Annotated in this window: 15 protein-coding genes, 1 tRNA gene, 1 pseudogene and 1 riboswitch; of the genes and pseudogenes, 15 read left to right on the top strand and 2 right to left on the bottom strand. The window is 74.2% G+C overall.

Going from position 1 to position 15956, the window contains the following annotated elements; all coding sequences use genetic code 11:
- Positions 1-153: 153 nt before the first annotated feature.
- The 12 genes from AC0B9F_RS06400 (at position 154) to AC0B9F_RS06345 (ending at position 10556) form a co-directional block, all read left to right on the top strand.
- Positions 154-2169: a TerD family protein gene (locus AC0B9F_RS06400; protein WP_472000848.1), complete on the top strand. Its 2016-nt coding sequence runs from the start codon at positions 154-156 to the stop codon at positions 2167-2169.
- Positions 2170-2407: 238 nt separating this feature from the next.
- Positions 2408-3040 (top strand): SRPBCC family protein, encoded by a 633-nt coding sequence (locus AC0B9F_RS06395; RefSeq protein WP_471999149.1) that lies wholly within the window; start codon positions 2408-2410, stop codon positions 3038-3040.
- Positions 3041-3125: 85 nt separating this feature from the next.
- A tRNA-Pro gene (locus AC0B9F_RS06390) sits at positions 3126-3199 on the top strand.
- Positions 3200-3357: 158 nt separating this feature from the next.
- Entirely contained in the window at positions 3358-3474 is a 117-nt protein-coding gene (locus tag AC0B9F_RS06385; RefSeq protein ID WP_471999147.1) for a putative leader peptide, read from the top strand.
- A gap of 229 nt (positions 3475-3703) precedes the next feature.
- The gene (locus AC0B9F_RS06380) at positions 3704-4588 is read left to right on the top strand and encodes a glutathione S-transferase C-terminal domain-containing protein (protein ID WP_471999145.1); all 885 of its coding nucleotides are present in this window, start codon (positions 3704-3706) and stop codon (positions 4586-4588) included.
- 38 nt (positions 4589-4626) lie between these two features.
- Positions 4627-4736: riboswitch (SAM riboswitch) on the top strand.
- 31 nt (positions 4737-4767) lie between these two features.
- Complete coding sequence (locus AC0B9F_RS06375; protein WP_363263988.1) at positions 4768-4917, top strand: hypothetical protein; 150 nt, start codon at positions 4768-4770, stop codon at positions 4915-4917.
- 195 nt (positions 4918-5112) lie between these two features.
- Positions 5113-6093, top strand: coding sequence for an amino acid ABC transporter permease (locus AC0B9F_RS06370; protein WP_471999143.1), 981 nt, complete (start codon positions 5113-5115; stop codon positions 6091-6093).
- A gap of 56 nt (positions 6094-6149) precedes the next feature.
- Complete coding sequence (locus AC0B9F_RS06365; RefSeq protein WP_471999142.1) at positions 6150-7175, top strand: ABC transporter substrate-binding protein; 1026 nt, start codon at positions 6150-6152, stop codon at positions 7173-7175.
- A gap of 85 nt (positions 7176-7260) precedes the next feature.
- Entirely contained in the window at positions 7261-7356 is a 96-nt protein-coding gene (locus AC0B9F_RS06360) for a putative leader peptide (protein WP_471999140.1), read from the top strand.
- A gap of 111 nt (positions 7357-7467) precedes the next feature.
- Positions 7468-8670 (top strand): LLM class flavin-dependent oxidoreductase, encoded by a 1203-nt coding sequence (locus AC0B9F_RS06355; protein ID WP_471999139.1) that lies wholly within the window; start codon positions 7468-7470, stop codon positions 8668-8670.
- Between the two features lie 20 nt (positions 8671-8690).
- A complete protein-coding gene (locus tag AC0B9F_RS06350) occupies positions 8691-10067 on the top strand; it encodes an NtaA/DmoA family FMN-dependent monooxygenase (protein ID WP_471999137.1) in 1377 nt (458 codons plus the stop codon).
- 42 nt (positions 10068-10109) lie between these two features.
- Positions 10110-10556 (top strand): GNAT family N-acetyltransferase, encoded by a 447-nt coding sequence (locus tag AC0B9F_RS06345; protein ID WP_471999135.1) that lies wholly within the window; start codon positions 10110-10112, stop codon positions 10554-10556.
- Between the two features lie 199 nt (positions 10557-10755).
- On the opposite strand, the pseudogene AC0B9F_RS06340 reads toward AC0B9F_RS06345, so the two are convergent.
- Positions 10756-10911: pseudogene (locus AC0B9F_RS06340) on the bottom strand (transcriptional regulator); the annotation flags it as partial.
- A gap of 39 nt (positions 10912-10950) precedes the next feature.
- Between AC0B9F_RS06340 and AC0B9F_RS06335 the strand changes: the two are divergent.
- The 3 genes from AC0B9F_RS06335 to AC0B9F_RS06325 all read left to right on the top strand — a co-directional run bounded on the left by AC0B9F_RS06335 (position 10951) and on the right by AC0B9F_RS06325 (position 13348).
- Positions 10951-11076 carry a hypothetical protein gene (locus AC0B9F_RS06335; protein ID WP_471999133.1) on the top strand — a complete coding sequence of 42 codons (126 nt, stop codon included), beginning with the start codon at positions 10951-10953 and terminating at the stop codon, positions 11074-11076.
- A gap of 689 nt (positions 11077-11765) precedes the next feature.
- Positions 11766-13103 (top strand): hypothetical protein, encoded by a 1338-nt coding sequence (locus tag AC0B9F_RS06330; protein WP_471999131.1) that lies wholly within the window; start codon positions 11766-11768, stop codon positions 13101-13103.
- An 8-nt stretch (positions 13104-13111) separates the two neighbouring features.
- Positions 13112-13348 (top strand): response regulator transcription factor, encoded by a 237-nt coding sequence (locus AC0B9F_RS06325; RefSeq protein ID WP_471999129.1) that lies wholly within the window; start codon positions 13112-13114, stop codon positions 13346-13348.
- On the opposite strand, the gene AC0B9F_RS06320 is transcribed toward AC0B9F_RS06325, so the two are convergent.
- Positions 13326-15890: a CHAT domain-containing protein gene (locus AC0B9F_RS06320; RefSeq protein ID WP_472000846.1), complete on the bottom strand. Its 2565-nt coding sequence runs from the start codon at positions 15888-15890 to the stop codon at positions 13326-13328. The two genes, AC0B9F_RS06325 and AC0B9F_RS06320, sit on opposite strands and share 23 nt — an antisense overlap.
- Between the last annotated feature and the right edge of the window lie 66 nt (positions 15891-15956).

Raw genomic sequence — 15956 nt, 5'->3', positions numbered from 1 at the left:
CGCCTCGTTTGCCGAGGGCTGCCCCGGGCCGGCTGCGTGGGCACTACAGTCATCTGCCTGCGGCATGTCACACCGTGTCGCTCGATAGGCCCGTAGGGCAGGGGATGTCCGCGCGCCGGGAGCGCGCGGTGGCTGGGGGGCTTTGTGTACGAAATGATCAAGGGCTCGAACGTATCGCTGGCAGCCCTGAGCGAAGACGTGGGATCCGTCGTCGTCGCGCTGGGGTGGGCCAGTCCGTCCGGTGAGGGGGACGCGGACGTGTCCGTGCTGCTGCTGGACGCGAACGGCAAGGTCCGCAGCGACGCGGACTTCTACTTCTACAACAACCCGGTGGCCGCCGACGGCAGCGTGCAGTTGCTCGGCAAGACGCCGACGGAGGGCGGCAGCGAGGACCGCATCGTCTTCGATCTGACCGCGGTGCCGTCCGGCATCGAGCGGATCGTCGTCGCCGCGAGCCGCCACCGGGGCGCCCGGTTCGGTGAACTGGACGACGTCCGGGTGACGTTGGCCGACGCGGCCGGTGAGAACCTCCTGCGCTTCACCATCGACGACGCCGGCTCCGTCAGCGCCGTCATCTTCGGCGAGCTGTACCGGCGCGCGCAGGAGTGGAAGTTCAGGGCCGTCGGCCAGGGCTACGACAGCGGTCTCGCCGGTCTGGCCACCGACTTCGGCGTCGACGTCGACGACGCGGAGGAACCGGACGCGACTTCGGCGGCCACAGTGCTCGACGACGCGGGCAGCGACGAACGGCAGGACACCACGGCCACGCCGTCCGCGCAGGCGACGCTGGAGGCGGTGCCCGCACCGCGCCAGCCCGCGGACGGTCCGGCCCCCAGGAAGCCGTCCGCCCGGCCGCGTACGGCGAAGAAGAAGATCACCCTGCCCACGGTGGCGGCGAAGACGCTCGCCGAGAACGACGCCTGGAGGCAGGCCAGGCTCTTTCCCGTGTCCGCCCTCAAGAGCGACCGTGATCGCGAGATGCGCGCCACCTCGGTCCTGCTGTCGGTGATGGCCCAGGTGCCGGAGTTCGGCCGCAGGCTCACCGCGGCGTTCGGCGCCCCGGCCGGGCGCATGGAGACGTTCACCGAGGTCTCCCTGCCGCACGGGGACACCCCCCGGCGCCCCGACGGAGTCATCCGCGTGGAGCGCGCGGGGAAGCTGTGGACCGCACTGGTCGAGACGAAGACCAACGGCAACCCCCTGAAGGACGAACAGGTCCAGGCGTACATGGACATCGCCGCGCGCCGCGGCTACGAGGCGGTGATCACGCTCTCCAACGACGTGGCCTTGGAGGGCACACCGCTCGTCGACGTCAAGATCGACGGCCGCCGCAAGCACAAGGTCGCTCTGTGGCACCTGTCCTGGGCCGAGGTGGCGCACCAGGCGCAACTCCTCATCCGGCACGAGGGCGTCGGCAACGCCGCGCACGCCTGGCTGCTCCAGGAACTGCTCCACTACCTCCAGCACGAGAACTCCGGCTGCCACGGGTTCCAGAACATGGGCTCGGCCTGGGTCCCGGTGCGCAACGGCATCGACGACGAGACGCTGTGCCAGGGCGACCCGCGGGCGCTGGAGGTGGTGGAGAGCTGGGAGCGGCTGATCCGCCAGGTCTGCCTGCGGCTGGGCGGTGAACTCGGCCAGAAGGTGCTTCCCGTGCAGCGCACTCGGCGCGGCACGGACCCGCGGGCCCGCCGCAGCCTCCTCGCCGACCAGCTCTGTCTGGACGGCCGCCTCCACGCCGAACTGCGCATCGAGGGCACGCCCGGGGTCCTCGCGATCAGCGCGGACCTGAGGACCGGCAAACTGCGCACCTCCATGGAGATCCCCGCACCCGAGCAGGGCTACCCGCTGTCCTGGGCCAAGCGGCTGGTGCGCCGGCTGGCCGAGGCGCCGGCGGACCTGCATGTCGAAACCCTGGTCGACTCGGACGCCGGCGGCCCACGGGGCACGCTGGAGCGGTTGCGTCCCGAGCCCGGCGACATGGTGCCGAAGGACAGCGGTGTGCGGATCACCGGTTTCCGTCTGTCGCTGTCCAAGGGCATGGGGAGCGGCCGGGGCAACGCCGAGTCCGGCTTCATCCGCAGTGTCGACGACGCCGTCCAGCGCTTCTTCAGCACGGTGGTCGTCCACCTGGACGGCGCAGCGCCCCGCCGGGTGAGCGTCAGGTAGCCGGGGACAGCCCACGGCGAGGGCCGGACCGCAGCGTACGCGCTACGGCCCGGCCCTCGCCGCTTCCGCTTCGACCTCGGTCAGCGCGCTCCCTCACCTCAGCCACTGCTTAGATGAGTAGGGCTGTACCGCTTCCGCCGCTTCTGGACCCCGCACCTGGACGACCTCGCCACCGACCTCGCCGCCGCCGCCGCGAACGCCGGCTGCGCGGCACCGACGAACCCCCGAGGAGCACCCCGTGATCGACGTGACCCACCAGATCGGCAGCGTGCGCCGCACGGTCGGCCGCCGCGACCTCAAGGCGGGCGAGGCCCGCGTGGTGACCGTGAGCCGGACCTACGACGTCCCGCTGGACGACCTCTGGGACGCCTGCACCAACCCCGAGCGCATCCCCCACTGGTTCCTGCCGGTCGAGGGCGACCTGCGCGAGGGCGGCCGCTTCCAGCTGCAGGGCCAGGCCGGCGGCACGATCGAGCACTGCGACCCGCCCAGGGGCTTCACCGCGACCTGGGAGTACGGCGGCGAGACCAGCTGGATCGAGCTGCGGCTGACCCCGGAGGGGGAGGGGCGGGCCCGCTTCGAGCTGGACCACATCGCCCACGTCGACGACACCAAGTGGGCGGAGTTCGGGCCCGGCGCGGTCGGCGTCGGCTGGGACGGGATGCTGGTCGGCCTCACCCTTCACCTGAGGACCGGCCGGCCCGTCGATCCGGCCGAGGGCATGGCGTGGATGACCTCCGAGGAGGGGCGCCGCTTCTCCACCGAGAGCAGTGAGGCCTGGTACGCGGCGAACGTGGCGAGCGGCGAGGACGAACGCCGGGCCCGGGCGGCCGCCGACCGCACGACGGCGGCGTACACGGGCGCCGGCTGACCGCCCCGCCCGCCCGGCGGGAGCACCCGCGCGGGTGGGGTAGGGTTTACCTGCGTGATCACGCGGTCCACCGCGTGCGACGCACCGGGACGTGGCGCAGCTTGGTAGCGCACTTGACTGGGGGTCAAGGGGTCGCAGGTTCAAATCCTGTCGTCCCGACGGTGCGAAGGGTCTTCGCGGGCGAGAGTCCGCGGGGGCCCTTTTTGCGTGCCGCGCCTTCCCGCCCGCTGACCAACCGATGGACGCCCCCTTGACGGTGGGTCGTGGCCGGTCGACACTCCAGGGCAGGGAATCCTAGTGAACAGGTAGGGAATGGCATGAGGACTCGTGCACCGCTCCCGGCCCACGCCCGGGCGGGCCGTTCGCCCCTGCTCACTTCCCGCCGTCACATCGACCTGTTGCGCGTCTGCAGCGCCATCAGCCCGGCCGGCTGAGCCTGCGCCCGCGGCCCTCGCCGGGGAAGCGACCGCGTTCCGTGCGTCGGTGCCCCGTGTGTGCTCCAGGCCGCCGGGTCCGCGTGCCACCCGTCGCTTCGGGCACCGTCGGCTGCCGTATCGATCGCTCGCCGGGTGCTGCGCGCCGCCGACCTTGTCCGGCAGCCCCCAGTAGCCGTCCCGCCGCCACCCCCCGTGCGCCCCCGCGCGCCCGACCCCCGGGAGACCCATGTCCCTCGCACCGCTCGCCGCCCACCCCTCCGCGCCGTCCGCGTCCGCCTTCCGCGGGCGGATCGGGCGTGACGCGCGCAGTGGGCACTACGCCGTGCCTCGTCGTTACCGGCTCCACGTGTCGACCGCGTGCCCCGACGGGCTGCGCATCGCCGTCACGCACAGCCTGCTCGGGCTCGGCGAGAGCTGTCCGGTCACCTTCCTGCCCGCCGTCCCGGACTGCTCCGACGGCGGTCACGCCACGCTGCGCCCGCTGTACGAGGCCAGCGCCCACCGCTACCCGGGCCCGGCCCTCGCGCCCGTGCTCAGCGACGACTGGTCCGGGCGGATCGTCAGCACGCACGCCCGCGACATCATGCGCGACCTCGACCGGCACTTCGCCTCCGGCCACCCCGCGCTCTACCCGCGCGCCGGCGCCGCCCGGATCGAGGCCGTGGAGCGGCTGTGCACCGAGGGCATCGAGGAGGCCGCCCAGCGCGCCGGATCGGCGACCGCAGACCCGGCGGAGCGGTCGGCGTCCCTGCGTACGCTGCTCACCTCGCTGGACGACGCCGAGCGGCTGCTGAGCGGGCCGGAGGGATATCTTCTCGGGGAGCAAATCACCGCAGGGGACGTCGAGTTGTGGGTGGCGCTGGTGCAACTCGACACCGTGCACCGGCATCACCTCGACGCCGCCGCCGTGCAGCGCATCGCCGGCCATCCCGCCCTGTGGTCCCACGCCCGCCGCCTCGCCGCCCACCCGGCCTTCGGCGCCCACCTCGACCTCGACTCCATCGGCCGCCGTCACCATACCCGTTGCCGAGGTCTGGAGGCCGCCGGGTCCGCCGTGCAGATCCTCGACTGGGCCCGCCACACCAGGTCCCAGCAGACGGACGGCCGTTGACAGCGGTTCGGTCAGCTGTCTTAATTACGGCCCAGAACGGTCATGAGTGTCAGCGACAAGCCCTGGCTCGCTGGCCGGCAACCCTCGCTCCGCGGTGGGGTGCCCCAGGTGACGACCGGACCGGATGACGTTTCGGTAAGCGCGAGGCCCCCGAGGGCCGGAACAGTGACGGTGACATGATGCACGCAGCTCCCAGCACGGCGGCCCGCCGCGCCGTGGGCTGCGTGCGGCCGTACGCGAACCCGCTGGTCGCCGACCGGGCCGTCGATCTCCTGCGCGTCAACAGCGCACTGTGTACCGCACCGGGCCGAGCCCGCTGCCGGGGCTGACCCCTCAGCCGTCCGCCCCGCGCTCCTCCGCCGCACCCGCACCCGCGGTGTGCCGTCGCCCGCCCGAGCCCCCGGTACCGTGCGCCCTCCGCGCCACCGCCCCGTCCGCCGCGCAGCCGTCCCGCGCCGCCCGGACGCGGTGACGCGCGGCCCGCCACGGCCGAGGGCGCCGCCGACTCCCCGCCGGAGCCCACCATGAGCCAACTCCCAGGCGCCGCCGTCTCCCTCGCCGAAGCGCCCGTAGCCGACGTACCGTCAGTGAAGCAACACCCGCCGCGGGTCGTGCCGTTGCGGCATCCCGGACGCTGGGTCGCCACCGCCGTCGTGCTCGTCCTGCTCGCCCAGTTCGTGCACGGGCTGGCCACCAACAGCTTCTACCAGTGGGACCGCTTCGGCTACTGGTTCTCCCGGCCCGCCATCCTCGACGGCCTCCTCATCACCCTGGAGGTCACCGCCTGCAGCGCGGTCCTCGGCCTGCTCGGCGGCATCCTGCTCGCGCTCGCCCGGCTGTCCAGGAGCCCGGTGCTGCGGCTGGTCAGCTGGACGTACGTCTGGGCGCTGCGGTCCATCCCGCTCATCGTCGTCCTGCTGTTCCTGTACAACTTCTCCGCCCTGTACAAGACCCTCAGCCTCGGGGTGCCCTTCGGGCCGGCCTTCCTCACCTTCGACGAGTCCCGGCTGGCGACCGACATGGTCGTCGCCGTCGTCGGCCTCAGCCTGAACGAAGCCGCCTACGCCGCCGAGGTGGTCCGCGGCGGCATCCTCTCCGTCGACCAGGGCCAGCACGACGCGGCGGCCGCCCTCGGCCTGCCCAGGAGCCGCCAGTTCACCCGGATCGTGCTGCCGCAGGCGCTGCGCTCCATCGTCCCGAACTACGTCAACCAGCTGATCGGCCTCGTCAAGAGCACCTCCCTGGTCTTCTACGTCTCCCTGCTCGACCTGTTCGGCGCCGCGCAGACCATGGGCTCCACCTACCCCGGCGACATCGTGCCGCTGCTGCTCGTCGTCACCGTCTGGTACCTGCTGCTCACCAGCGCCGTCTCCGTCGTGCAGTTCTACGTCGAACGCCACTACGCCCGCGGCGCCGCCCGCTCCCTGCCGCCGACCCCGCTGCAGCGCGTGCGCGCCGGACTCACCGGCCTGCGCGCCCGCGCCCGCCACGAGGCCGCCGTATGACCGCACGGCCGTCGTCCCCCTCCGCTCACCCCGTTCACCCAGCGACAAGGACAGCCATGACCAGCCACGCCACCCGACGCCACCTGCTGCGCGGCCTCACCGCCGCGACCGCCGCCGCGCTGCTCGCCGGTTCGCTCGCCGCCTGCGGCGGGGACAGCGAGGCCGCCACCACGGCCGACAGCGCCGCCGCCGGGACGGTGACCGTGGGGCGGCTGTCCAACGGCGCCGCCCAGGAGACCACCGTGAAGGTGACCGAGGTGAAATCCCTCAGCGCCGAGGTGCCCTCCGCGATCCGCGAACGCGGCACCCTCCGCGTCGGCGTCGGCGCCCTGCCGTCCGGCTTCCCGCCGCTGGCCTACGTCGGCGGCGACCAGAAGACCCTCACCGGCGCCGAACCCGACCTCGGCCGGCTGGTCGCCGCGGTCCTCGGCCTCAAGCCCGAACTGCGCAACTCCACCTGGGAGAACATGTTCGTCGGCCTCGACAGCGGCAAGTCCGACGTGCTCTTCTCCAACGTCACCGACACCGAGGAACGCAAGCGAAAGTACGAGTTCGCCTCCTACCGGCAGGACAACCTCGCCTTCGAGGTCCCCAAGGCCGACCCCTGGACGTTCGACGGCGACTACCGCGGCCTCGCCGGGAAGACCGTCGCCGTCGGCAGCGGCACCAACCAGGAGCGGATCCTGCTGGAGTGGAAGAAGAAGCTCCAGAGCGAGGGCAAGAAGCTCACCGTCAAGTACTACCAGGACCACAACAGCACCTACCTCGCCCTGAGCAGCGGCAAGATCGACGCCTACTTCGGCCCCAACCCGGGCATCGCCTACCACGTCACCCAGACCGCGAAGACCCCGCAGGCGACCCGCACCGCGGGCACCTTCTCCGGGGCCGGCGCCACCCTGCAGGGCCTGATCGCCGCCACCACGAAGAAGGACAGCGGGCTGGCCAAGCCGGTCGCCGACGCCATCAACCACCTCATCCAGAACGGCCAGTACGCGCAGTGGCTCAAGGCCTGGAACCTGTCCAACGAAGCTGTCACCACAGCGCGGATCAACCCGCCCGGCCTGCCGCTGGACAACTCCTGACACCGGGAACAGCCCTGCCCTCAGCGGGCGTTGCACCCACGACGACCCCGGCGCGGCGGCAACCGCCGCGCCCCGCACCCCGGAGGTGACGCCCGTGCTCCGCAGCCCGCGCGCCGTCCGCCTCCACACCCGGCCGCACATCGATCTGCTGCGCGTGGCCGGCGCCCTCTGTCGCGCCTGACGCCCGGCCGCCGGACCTCTCCGGCCGACCGCCCTCACGGCCTCCGCCGCGCCCGCGCCCCGTCGCTCCCCGGGGCCGGCGTGTCCCACAGACCTTCAGGAAGGCATCCTCGTGTCCTCGACTCCCTCTGCCCCCGTGCACCTTGCCGTCGCCCTGGACGGCACCGGCTGGCATCCCGCCTCCTGGCGCGAGCCGGTGGCGCGGCCCCGCGACCTGTTCACCGCCGGCTACTGGGCCGGCCTCGTCACCGAGGCCGAACGCGGTCTGCTCGACTTCGTGACGTTCGAGGACGGCCTCGGCCCGCAGTCCTCCCACTTCCTCGACCCCGACGAGCGCACCGACCAGGTCCGCGGCCGTCTCGACGCCGTCCTGATCGCCTCCCGCGTCGCACCGCTCACCTCGCACATCGGCCTGGTGCCGACCGTCGTCACCACCCACACCGAGCCGTTCCACATCTCCAAGGCCATCGCCACCCTGGACCACGTCAGTTCCGGCCGGGCCGGCCTGCGGGTGCAGATCTCCGCCCGGCCCGCCGAGGCCGCCCACTTCGGCCGCCGCACCATCGAACGCGTCGACGCCTACGACAGCCCCGCCGCGCGGGACGTGGTGACCGAGCTGTTCGACGAGGCCGCCGACCACGTTGAAGTGATACGGCGGCTGTGGGACAGCTGGGAGGACGACGCGGAGATCCGGGACGTGACCACCGGTCGGTTCATCGACCGGGACAAGCTGCACTACATCGATTTCGAGGGCCGACACTTCAGCGTCAAGGGCCCCTCCATCACCCCCCGCCCTCCGCAGGGCCAGCCGCCCGTCACGGCGCTCGCCCACTGGACCGTCCCCAACCGGCTGGTGGCCCGCCAGGCCGACGTCGGCTACGTCACCCCGCACGACACCGGGCAGGCCCGGGCGATCGTCGCCGGGATCCGCGCCGAACAGCAGGCCGCCGGGCGGGCCGGTCAGCCGCTGCACGTCTTCGCCGACCTGGTGGTCTTCCTGGACGACGACCCGGGCGCGGCCGCCGCCCGCCGGGAGCGTCTGGACGCCCTGGCCGGTGAGCCGTACACCAGTGACGCGCGGATCTTCACCGGGACGCCCGCCCAACTCGCCGACGTGCTCCAGGAGTTCCAGGAGGCCGGACTGACCGGGTTCCGGCTGCGGCCGGCCGTCGCCGGGCACGACCTGCCCGCCATCACCCGCGGGCTGGTACCCGAACTCCAGCGCCGTGGCGCCTTCCGCCGCGCCTACGAGGCCGGCACCCTGCGCGGCCTGCTGGGCCTCGCCCGCCCCGCCAACCGCTACGCCACCGCCTGAGCCGGAGGGAATCCACCGCCATGACCAAGCCGCTGAAGCAGATCCACCTGGCCGCGCACTTCCCCGGCGTCAACAACACCACCGTGTGGAGCGATCCGAAAGCCGGCAGCCACATCGAGTTCGACTCCTTCGTGCACTTCGCGAAGACCGCCGAACGGGCCAAGTTCGACTTCCTGTTCCTCGCCGAGGGCCTGCGGCTGCGCGAACACGCCGGGAAGATCTACGACCTGGACGTCGTCGGCCGCCCGGACACCTTCACCGTGCTCGCCGCGCTCGCCGCCGTCACCGAGCACCTCGGGCTGACCGGCACCATCAACTCCACCTTCAACGAGCCCTACGAGGTGGCCCGCCAGTTCGCCAGCCTCGACCATCTCTCCGGCGGGCGCTCCGCCTGGAACGTCGTCACCTCCTGGGACGCCTTCACCGGCGAGAACTTCCGCCGCGGCGGCTTCCTGCCGCAGGAGGAGCGCTACAGCCGCGCCCAGGAGTTCCTCGCCACCGCCCACGAGCTGTTCGACTCCTGGCGCGGCGACGAGATCGTCGCCGACCAGGCCACCGGCACCTTCCTGTCCGACGCCAAGGCCGGCGCCTTCGTGCACCAGGGCCGCCACTTCGACATCCACGGACGCTTCAACGTCCCGCGCTCCCCGCAGGGCCGCCCGGTCATCTTCCAGGCGGGCGACTCCGACGAGGGCCGCGAGTTCGCCGCCGCCGAGGCCGACGCCATCTTCAGCCGCTACGGCACCCTGGAGACCGGCCGCTCCTTCTACCAGGACGTCAAGCGCCGCCTCGCCCGGTACGGCCGCCGCCCCGACCAGCTGCTGATCCTGCCCGCGGCGACCTTCGTGCTCGGCGACAGCGACGCGGAGGCCGAGCAGGCGGCCCGCGAGGTGCGCCGGCAGCAGGTCAGCGGCGCCACCGCGATCCGCCACCTGGAGTTCGTGTGGAACCGTGACCTGTCCGGATACGACCCGGACGGCCCGCTGCCCGACGTCGACCCCGACGTCAGTGAGGACCACATCGCCCGGGGCCGCGCCCAGGTACGCATGTACCGCGATCCGCTGGCCATCGCCCGTGAGTGGCGCGAGCTGGCCGAGGCGAACAACTGGTCGATCCGCGACCTCGTCATCCACACCGGCAACCGGCAGAACTTCGTCGGCTCCCCGGCCACCGTGGCGGCGGCGATCAACGAGTTCGTGCAGTCCGACGCCTCCGACGGCTTCATCCTCGTCCCGCACATCACCCCCGGCGGCCTGGACGAGTTCGCCGACACCGTCGTCCCGCTCCTGCAGGAACAGGGTGTCTTCCGCACCGACTACGAGGGCACCACGCTGCGCGACCACCTCGGCCTCGCCCACCCCGACGACACCGAGCGGGAGGAACGGGCGGCTTCCTGACGCACACGGCGCCCACCGGGCTCCGGCTGCCATGATCGGCCCATGACACTCCACATCACCCGGGCCACGGTGACGGACCTGCAACAGGTGGTGGCGGACCACCCGCGCTACTGGGGCGAGCGGGACCTGCGCGCCCTGCACCAGCCGGTGTTCGTGCGGGAGTTCGGCGCCACCTGCCTGGTGGCCCGCGCCGACGACGGCATCCGCGGCTACCTGGTGGGCTTCGTGACCCCGGACCGCACCGGCTACGTCCATCTGATCGCCACCCGCGACGACAGCCGGGGCACAGGTCTCGGCCGACGGCTGTACGAGGCGTTCACCGAGGCGGCCCGCGCGCAGGGCGCGGCCCGCCTGAAAGCGATCACCTCCGTCGGCAACAGCGGCTCGATCGCCTTCCACCGCGGCCTCGGCTTCGCAGCGCGTGTGGAGGACGACTACGACGGGCCCGGCCGGCCGATGGTCATCTTCACGCGCCCCCTGCGGCCCTGACCGGACGGCTGCGGCCGGAGACGTCATCATCCAGGAGCGGAGCGTGGGAGGTTGGTGCAGGGATCATCGCCCCGTTGCTCTGCGCCGTCGCCCTGCTGGGCTCGGGCCTCTTCGCCGCAGGCCGACCTCGCTGCTTTCAAGGAGGTCCGCGAGGAACTGGACCGGAGGATCGAGCGGCAGGAGCGCCGCATCGACAGCCTCACCTCGGCTGGAGGGCGCGACGGGCACGGTTGATGGCGTTCTGCGCGTCGGCCCCGTAGACCGCCGACTCGGACAGTGTGTGCCACACCCGCAGGTACGACGCCACGGTCTCCGTGTCGTCCAGCCACAACTCCGCATGCCAGTCCTCGGTGATGGCCAGCTTGGTCTAGCCTCCGTGCTGAAGGGAGGCCGCATGTCCGAGTGGATCGACCCGCGGTACGCAGAGCTGGTGGCAGCGTGGAAGCGTGCACAGCAGCCTGAGTCACGCGACCCGGACCCGAAGCCGGTGCGGGGGTTCATCATCCCGCGCACGGCCTGAACGTCAGTTGCAGCGGCCCGGCCGGCGTACCTCGTCGCTGGGTCGCTTGGCATATCGCGACTACCTCAGCGCACGCGGTCGGCGAGTGGGGCATCAAGCACACGAGTGAGCGCGGCAGCGGCCGGCGACGTCATCCAAGTAGTGTCTGCCAGGGTCTGACAGACACTATCCCCCGAAGTTGACGTCCCCGGCCGCTTTTCCCCCGGTGCCGGACTGTGGTGCGAGCGCGGCGCTCCGGGCGGCGCCGCGCCGTCAGCAGCGCATCACCGCCGTCTCGTCCGCGCGCTCGTCGTCACGGCACCAGCATGCCCGGCGCCCCCACCCCGCCGCCTGAGTCGGGGGCTGCTCAAGTCGTCCTGTATCAGAGCCGAGTAGGGGTGCTCCTGTTGTCGTGACGAGTTTCGACCGTGACGCGCGGACTCTCCGGCCGGCCTGGCCGTTCACCGGCCGGGAGGGCGAACTGGACGTGGTTCGCCGCTCACTGGCCGGTGGACGGCCCGGGCTGGTGGTGACGGGCGGCGCCGGCTGCGGCAGGACCCGGCTGGCCGCCGAGGCCGTACGCGGAACCGACTGCGCGAGAATCGCCGGCATCCCCGCCACGCCCGGCGCCCGGGAGACGCCCTACGGCGCGTTCGCGCCGCTGCTGCCGGACACGGCGTCCCCTTACGAGGCGCTGCGCAGGCTGGGCGGTGTACGGCAGTTACTCGTCGACGACGCGCAGTGGCTGGACGGCGCCTCGGCCGCGCTGGTCCACCAGCTGGCCCTGCACGGCCGTACCCGCCTGCTCGTGCTCGTCACCGACGGCCACCCGGTCCCGGCCCCGATCACCCGGCTGTGGACCGGCGGCCTGCTGTCCCCGCCTCGTCCTCGCGCCGCTGCCCGCCGAGGACACCGCGCGTCTGCTCGCGGCCGCCGTCGACCACGCCCCGGAACCGCTGACCGCGGCCCGCCTGCACCGGCTCGCCGACGGCGACCTGCGGCTGCTGCGCGGCCTGCTGGACACCTTGCGCGCGCACGGGCGGCTCACCCCCGTGCCCGGCACCGACACCTGGGCCTGGCGCGGCCCGCTGCCGGTCACCGCCGCGGTTCGCGAGTACGCTGCGACGCCGCTGGACCGGGCCTGCCCCGACGAGCGTGAGACGCTCGACCGCCTCGCCTTCGCCGCGCCCCTGCCGCTGGACGCGGGCGCCCTGGACCTGCGGGCCCTCCAACGCCTGGAGGCCGCCGGGCTGATCGACGCCGACGAGCACGACGCCGTACGCCTCACCCACCCGCTGCACGGTCCGGTGCTGCGCGCCGCCGCCGGCCGGCTGCGCGCCCGCCGCCTGGCTCCGACCGCGGACGACCTCGCCCTCGCGCTGAAGGCCGAGACGGCCGCGCTGGAACGCCGTATCGACACCGACGACGTCACCGCGCTGCCGACCCCGGTGGGGGACTGGCTCGCCACCGAGGGCGCCGGCGTCCCGGCCGCCTACGCCGCCCTGCGCTCCCGCTTCGCCCGTCTGCGCGGCGCGCTCCGCGAGGCGACGGCGTGGGCCCGGCTGAGCCCCGACGACCCGGGGTGCCGTACCGAACTCGCGCTGGCGGCGGCCCAGTCGGGCGAGCCGCTGCCGGACGGGGGGACCTCCGCGTGGTGCGCCGCCGCCCGCGGGGGAGCAGGCTGCCGCCCTGGCGCTGCTCGGCCCCGGCGACGCCTACGACGCCGTCCGGCCCGGCGCACCCGAGCGGGCCCTGGGGCTGCTCCCGCCGGGCGGTGTCTTCGCGCGGCACGCGGCCGCCCTCGCCCGGGCGGACGGCCCCGCCCTGGACCGGGTGGCCGAGGAACTGGCGGAACGCGGCTTCCTGCTCTTCGCGGCCGAGGCGCACGCCCAGGCCGTACACGTACACCGCGACCCGGGCCGCCGCCCGCACCGCACGCACCCGGGCCGCCGCCCGCACCGCACGCACCCGGGCCGCCGCCCGCACCGCACGGACCCGGGCCGCCGCCCTCGCCCGCCGCTGCCCGGGCGCCCGCACCCCGGCGCTGACCGGGCTGGTGCTCGGCGAACTCACCGCCCGGCAACGGCAGATCGTCACCCTCGCCGCCGCCGGCCTGAGCAACCGGCAGATCGCCGAGCGCCTCACCCTGTCCGTGCGCACCGTAGGCAACCACCTCTACAGCGCCTACACCCGCCTCGGCACCGGCGACCGCGACGCCCTGCCGCGGCTGGTCGAGCCGCCGCGCGACCAGCAGTCCGCCGAGCGCCCCGTCACGCCGCGCCGAACGCGGTGAACGCCCAGCCCGTGGCCTGGTGCACCGCGTCGTCCGGGACGGCGGCGCGGGCGTCGCGCAGCGCCTCCGCGAGCGACAGACCCGCACCGAGGCCCTTGTGCAGGGCGAGCATCAGCGGCACCACCGCCGCGTCGTTGACCGGCGCGCTCGCCGCCACCACCCCGGCGGTGCCCAGCGGCAGCAACGCCGTGACCAGGCCGAGCAGTTCGTCCGCGCCGACGGAGGCGAAGCGGGCGGTGTCGCAGCAGGACAGGATGATCCGGTACGGGCTGCGCGCGAGACGTTCGAAGTCGTGCACGATGAGCGGCCCGTCGGCCATCCGCAGCGACGAGAACAGGGGGCTGTCGGCGCGGAAGGCGCCGTGCGCCGCGATGTGCGCGAGGGCCGCGCCGTCCAGTTCCGCCAGCACCCGCGCCGCGCGCGCGTGCTCGCCCTCCAGCAGCGTCGGCGCGCCGTACCGCCCGGCCAGCTCCGGCACTTCGGCGCCGCCGGTGGCCAGCCCCGGCCCGCGCACCAGGACGTGCCGGCCGTCACCCGGTGGCTCGGTGCCGCGGGCGCGCAGCCAGCTGCTCGCCGACGGCGACACGCTCACCACCCGCTCCGTGAGCGACGGCAGCACCGCCCACGGCACGCGATGCAGCCGCCCGGGCGGTACGACGACCAGCGGGCCGGAGCCGAGATGCCGGGCCGCCTCGCCGAGCAGCAGCTCCTCCAGCCGCCGCCCCGCCGCGCGCAGCACCGGCAGCCGGGCCGCGGCGCCGGGATGCGCGAGCCGGCGCAGCCCCGCCTGCACATGCTCCGCCTCCGCCTCCGCCTCGGCGAGCAGCCCCGCCGTGAACCGCCGCACCCGGCCCCGTCCCACCAGCAGCGCATGCACCCGCCCGTCCACCACGGCGAGTTCGACGAGCCGCCCGTCACCGAGCCGCTCCAGCAGCCGCCCCACGTCGAACCGGTCGGCGCCGCCGGGCGCGTCCCCCCGCAGACGCAGGGTGCGGGAGCGGATCTCCCGCTCCAGGCGCCGCTGTTCGCGCTCCAGCGCCGGCACGGGCCGGCCCTCGCCGCGGGCCTCCTCCGCACGGGCCGCGATCTCCCGGAACGCGGTCAGGTCGCTCAGCAGCGCCGGATCGGCGGGCGGCCGGGTGGGCGGCGCGCTCAACGCGGTCGCCCGCCACCGCTCGCTCCACTCCAGCAGACGCCGCGGCCCGCCAGAGTCCAGGCTCGCCCGCTGCGCCATCGCCGCCAGCTCCGCGCCCTGCTCGGTGGCGCGGGCCCGCAACTCCGAGGCGCCGAGCGTCATCCGGTAGGCGTCGAGTACGGCGAGCCCGCTGCGGCACGCCTGCAGCACGCCCCGGCTCGACCCGGCGGCCCGTGCGCGCAGCGCCTGCGCCGCCCAGCCGGTGACCCGGGCCGGCGGCGGCCCGCAGTGCCGGCTGCGCGCCGCCGGCGCCAGGTGCCGTTCGGCGTCCTGCGGCCGTCCCAGCGCCAGCGCGATCCGCCCGGCCAGCAGCGACGCCTGCGGCGCGGCCGGCGCCCCGAACGACGCCAGCCGCTCGGCGACCCGCGCCGCGTCCGCCACCAGTCGCCCCGAGGGCCGCCCCGCGGCGAACCGCGCCTCGATCAGCACCAGCCGGGCGTGCGCCTCCCACCACGGGCGCCGCTGCGCCGCGAACAGCCGTACCGCCGCCGCGGCCCGGGCGATCGCCGTGTGTGGGTCACCGGCCGGACGGGCGGCCCGCGCGGCGGCCAGCAGCAGCTCCGCCTTGCGGGTCGGCTGCCCGCCGATCCCGTCCAGCGCCGAGATCGCCGCGTCCGCCTCCGCCAGCGCCTCCGGCGCGAGCCCGGCGGCCATCAGCACCTCGCAGCGCCGGATGTCGAGCATGAACGTGGGCGTGCCCAGCGCCGCGTACCGCTGCTCCGCCTCGTCCAGAAGCCGCAGCGCCACCGGCACGTCCCCTGCGCGGAACGCCGCCAGCCCCCGGCTCTCCACCGCGTCGGCCTTGTCGTGCTCCTGGCCGGTCGTCTCCCACAGCGCCTCCGCTGCGGTGAAGTCGGCGTCCGCGCGCTCCACCGAGCCCAGCGCCAGATGCACGGTGGCCCGCAGGGTCAGCGCCCGCGCCGTCCAGATGACGTCGTTCTCCTGCCGCAGCACGGGTATCGCCCGGCGCACGTCCTCCAGCGCCTCGCGGTGCCGGCCCAGCACCCAGCGGGCGTAGGCCCGGCGGAACAGCACCTGCGCCCTGATGTGCCCGCTGCCGCGCTCGACGCCCCGCTCCAGCGCCGCCAGGCCCTGCCGGGTGCGTCCCGCGTGCACCAGGGCCACCCCGAGCGTGGCCAGCACGTCCGCCTCCCGGTCGGCGAGCTCCGCCCGCGCCGCGAGGTCCCGGGCGCGCCGCAGATGACGCAGCGCCAGACGCAGATCGCCCCAGTCCCGCTCCCAGATGCCGATCACCTGGTGCGCCACGGAGGCGCGCACCGGGCAGGGGTCCGCCTCCAGCACCTCCCGCGCCCGCGCCAGCGCCTCGTGCGGGGCGGCGAACACCATCGGCAGCAGGTCGAACACGGCGTCGCTTCCCGAGGTCACCCCTGGGATGGTAGGGGACCGGGAACC

This window comes from Streptomyces sp. NPDC097129 (assembly GCF_055668065.1).
This window is presented reverse-complemented; position numbering and strand designations above follow the sequence as displayed.

Bases quoted from the DNA above. Each gene is read 5' to 3' on its own strand.
- AC0B9F_RS06380 (WP_471999145.1), top strand. From the start codon at position 3,704: ATGTCCCTCGCACCGCTCGCCGCCCACCCCTCCGCGCCGTCCGCGTCC.
- AC0B9F_RS06320 (WP_472000846.1), bottom strand. From the start codon at position 15,890: ATGGTGTTCGCCGCCCCGCACGAGGCGCTGGCGCGGGCGCGGGAGGTG.
- AC0B9F_RS06350 (WP_471999137.1), top strand. From the start codon at position 8,691: ATGACCAAGCCGCTGAAGCAGATCCACCTGGCCGCGCACTTCCCCGGC.
- AC0B9F_RS06345 (WP_471999135.1), top strand. From the start codon at position 10,110: ATGACACTCCACATCACCCGGGCCACGGTGACGGACCTGCAACAGGTG.
- AC0B9F_RS06400 (WP_472000848.1), top strand. From the start codon at position 154: ATGATCAAGGGCTCGAACGTATCGCTGGCAGCCCTGAGCGAAGACGTG.
- AC0B9F_RS06375 (WP_363263988.1), top strand. From the start codon at position 4,768: ATGCACGCAGCTCCCAGCACGGCGGCCCGCCGCGCCGTGGGCTGCGTG.
- AC0B9F_RS06365 (WP_471999142.1), top strand. From the start codon at position 6,150: ATGACCAGCCACGCCACCCGACGCCACCTGCTGCGCGGCCTCACCGCC.
- AC0B9F_RS06385 (WP_471999147.1), top strand. From the start codon at position 3,358: ATGAGGACTCGTGCACCGCTCCCGGCCCACGCCCGGGCGGGCCGTTCG.
- AC0B9F_RS06370 (WP_471999143.1), top strand. From the start codon at position 5,113: ATGAGCCAACTCCCAGGCGCCGCCGTCTCCCTCGCCGAAGCGCCCGTA.
- AC0B9F_RS06335 (WP_471999133.1), top strand. From the start codon at position 10,951: ATGTCCGAGTGGATCGACCCGCGGTACGCAGAGCTGGTGGCAGCGTGG.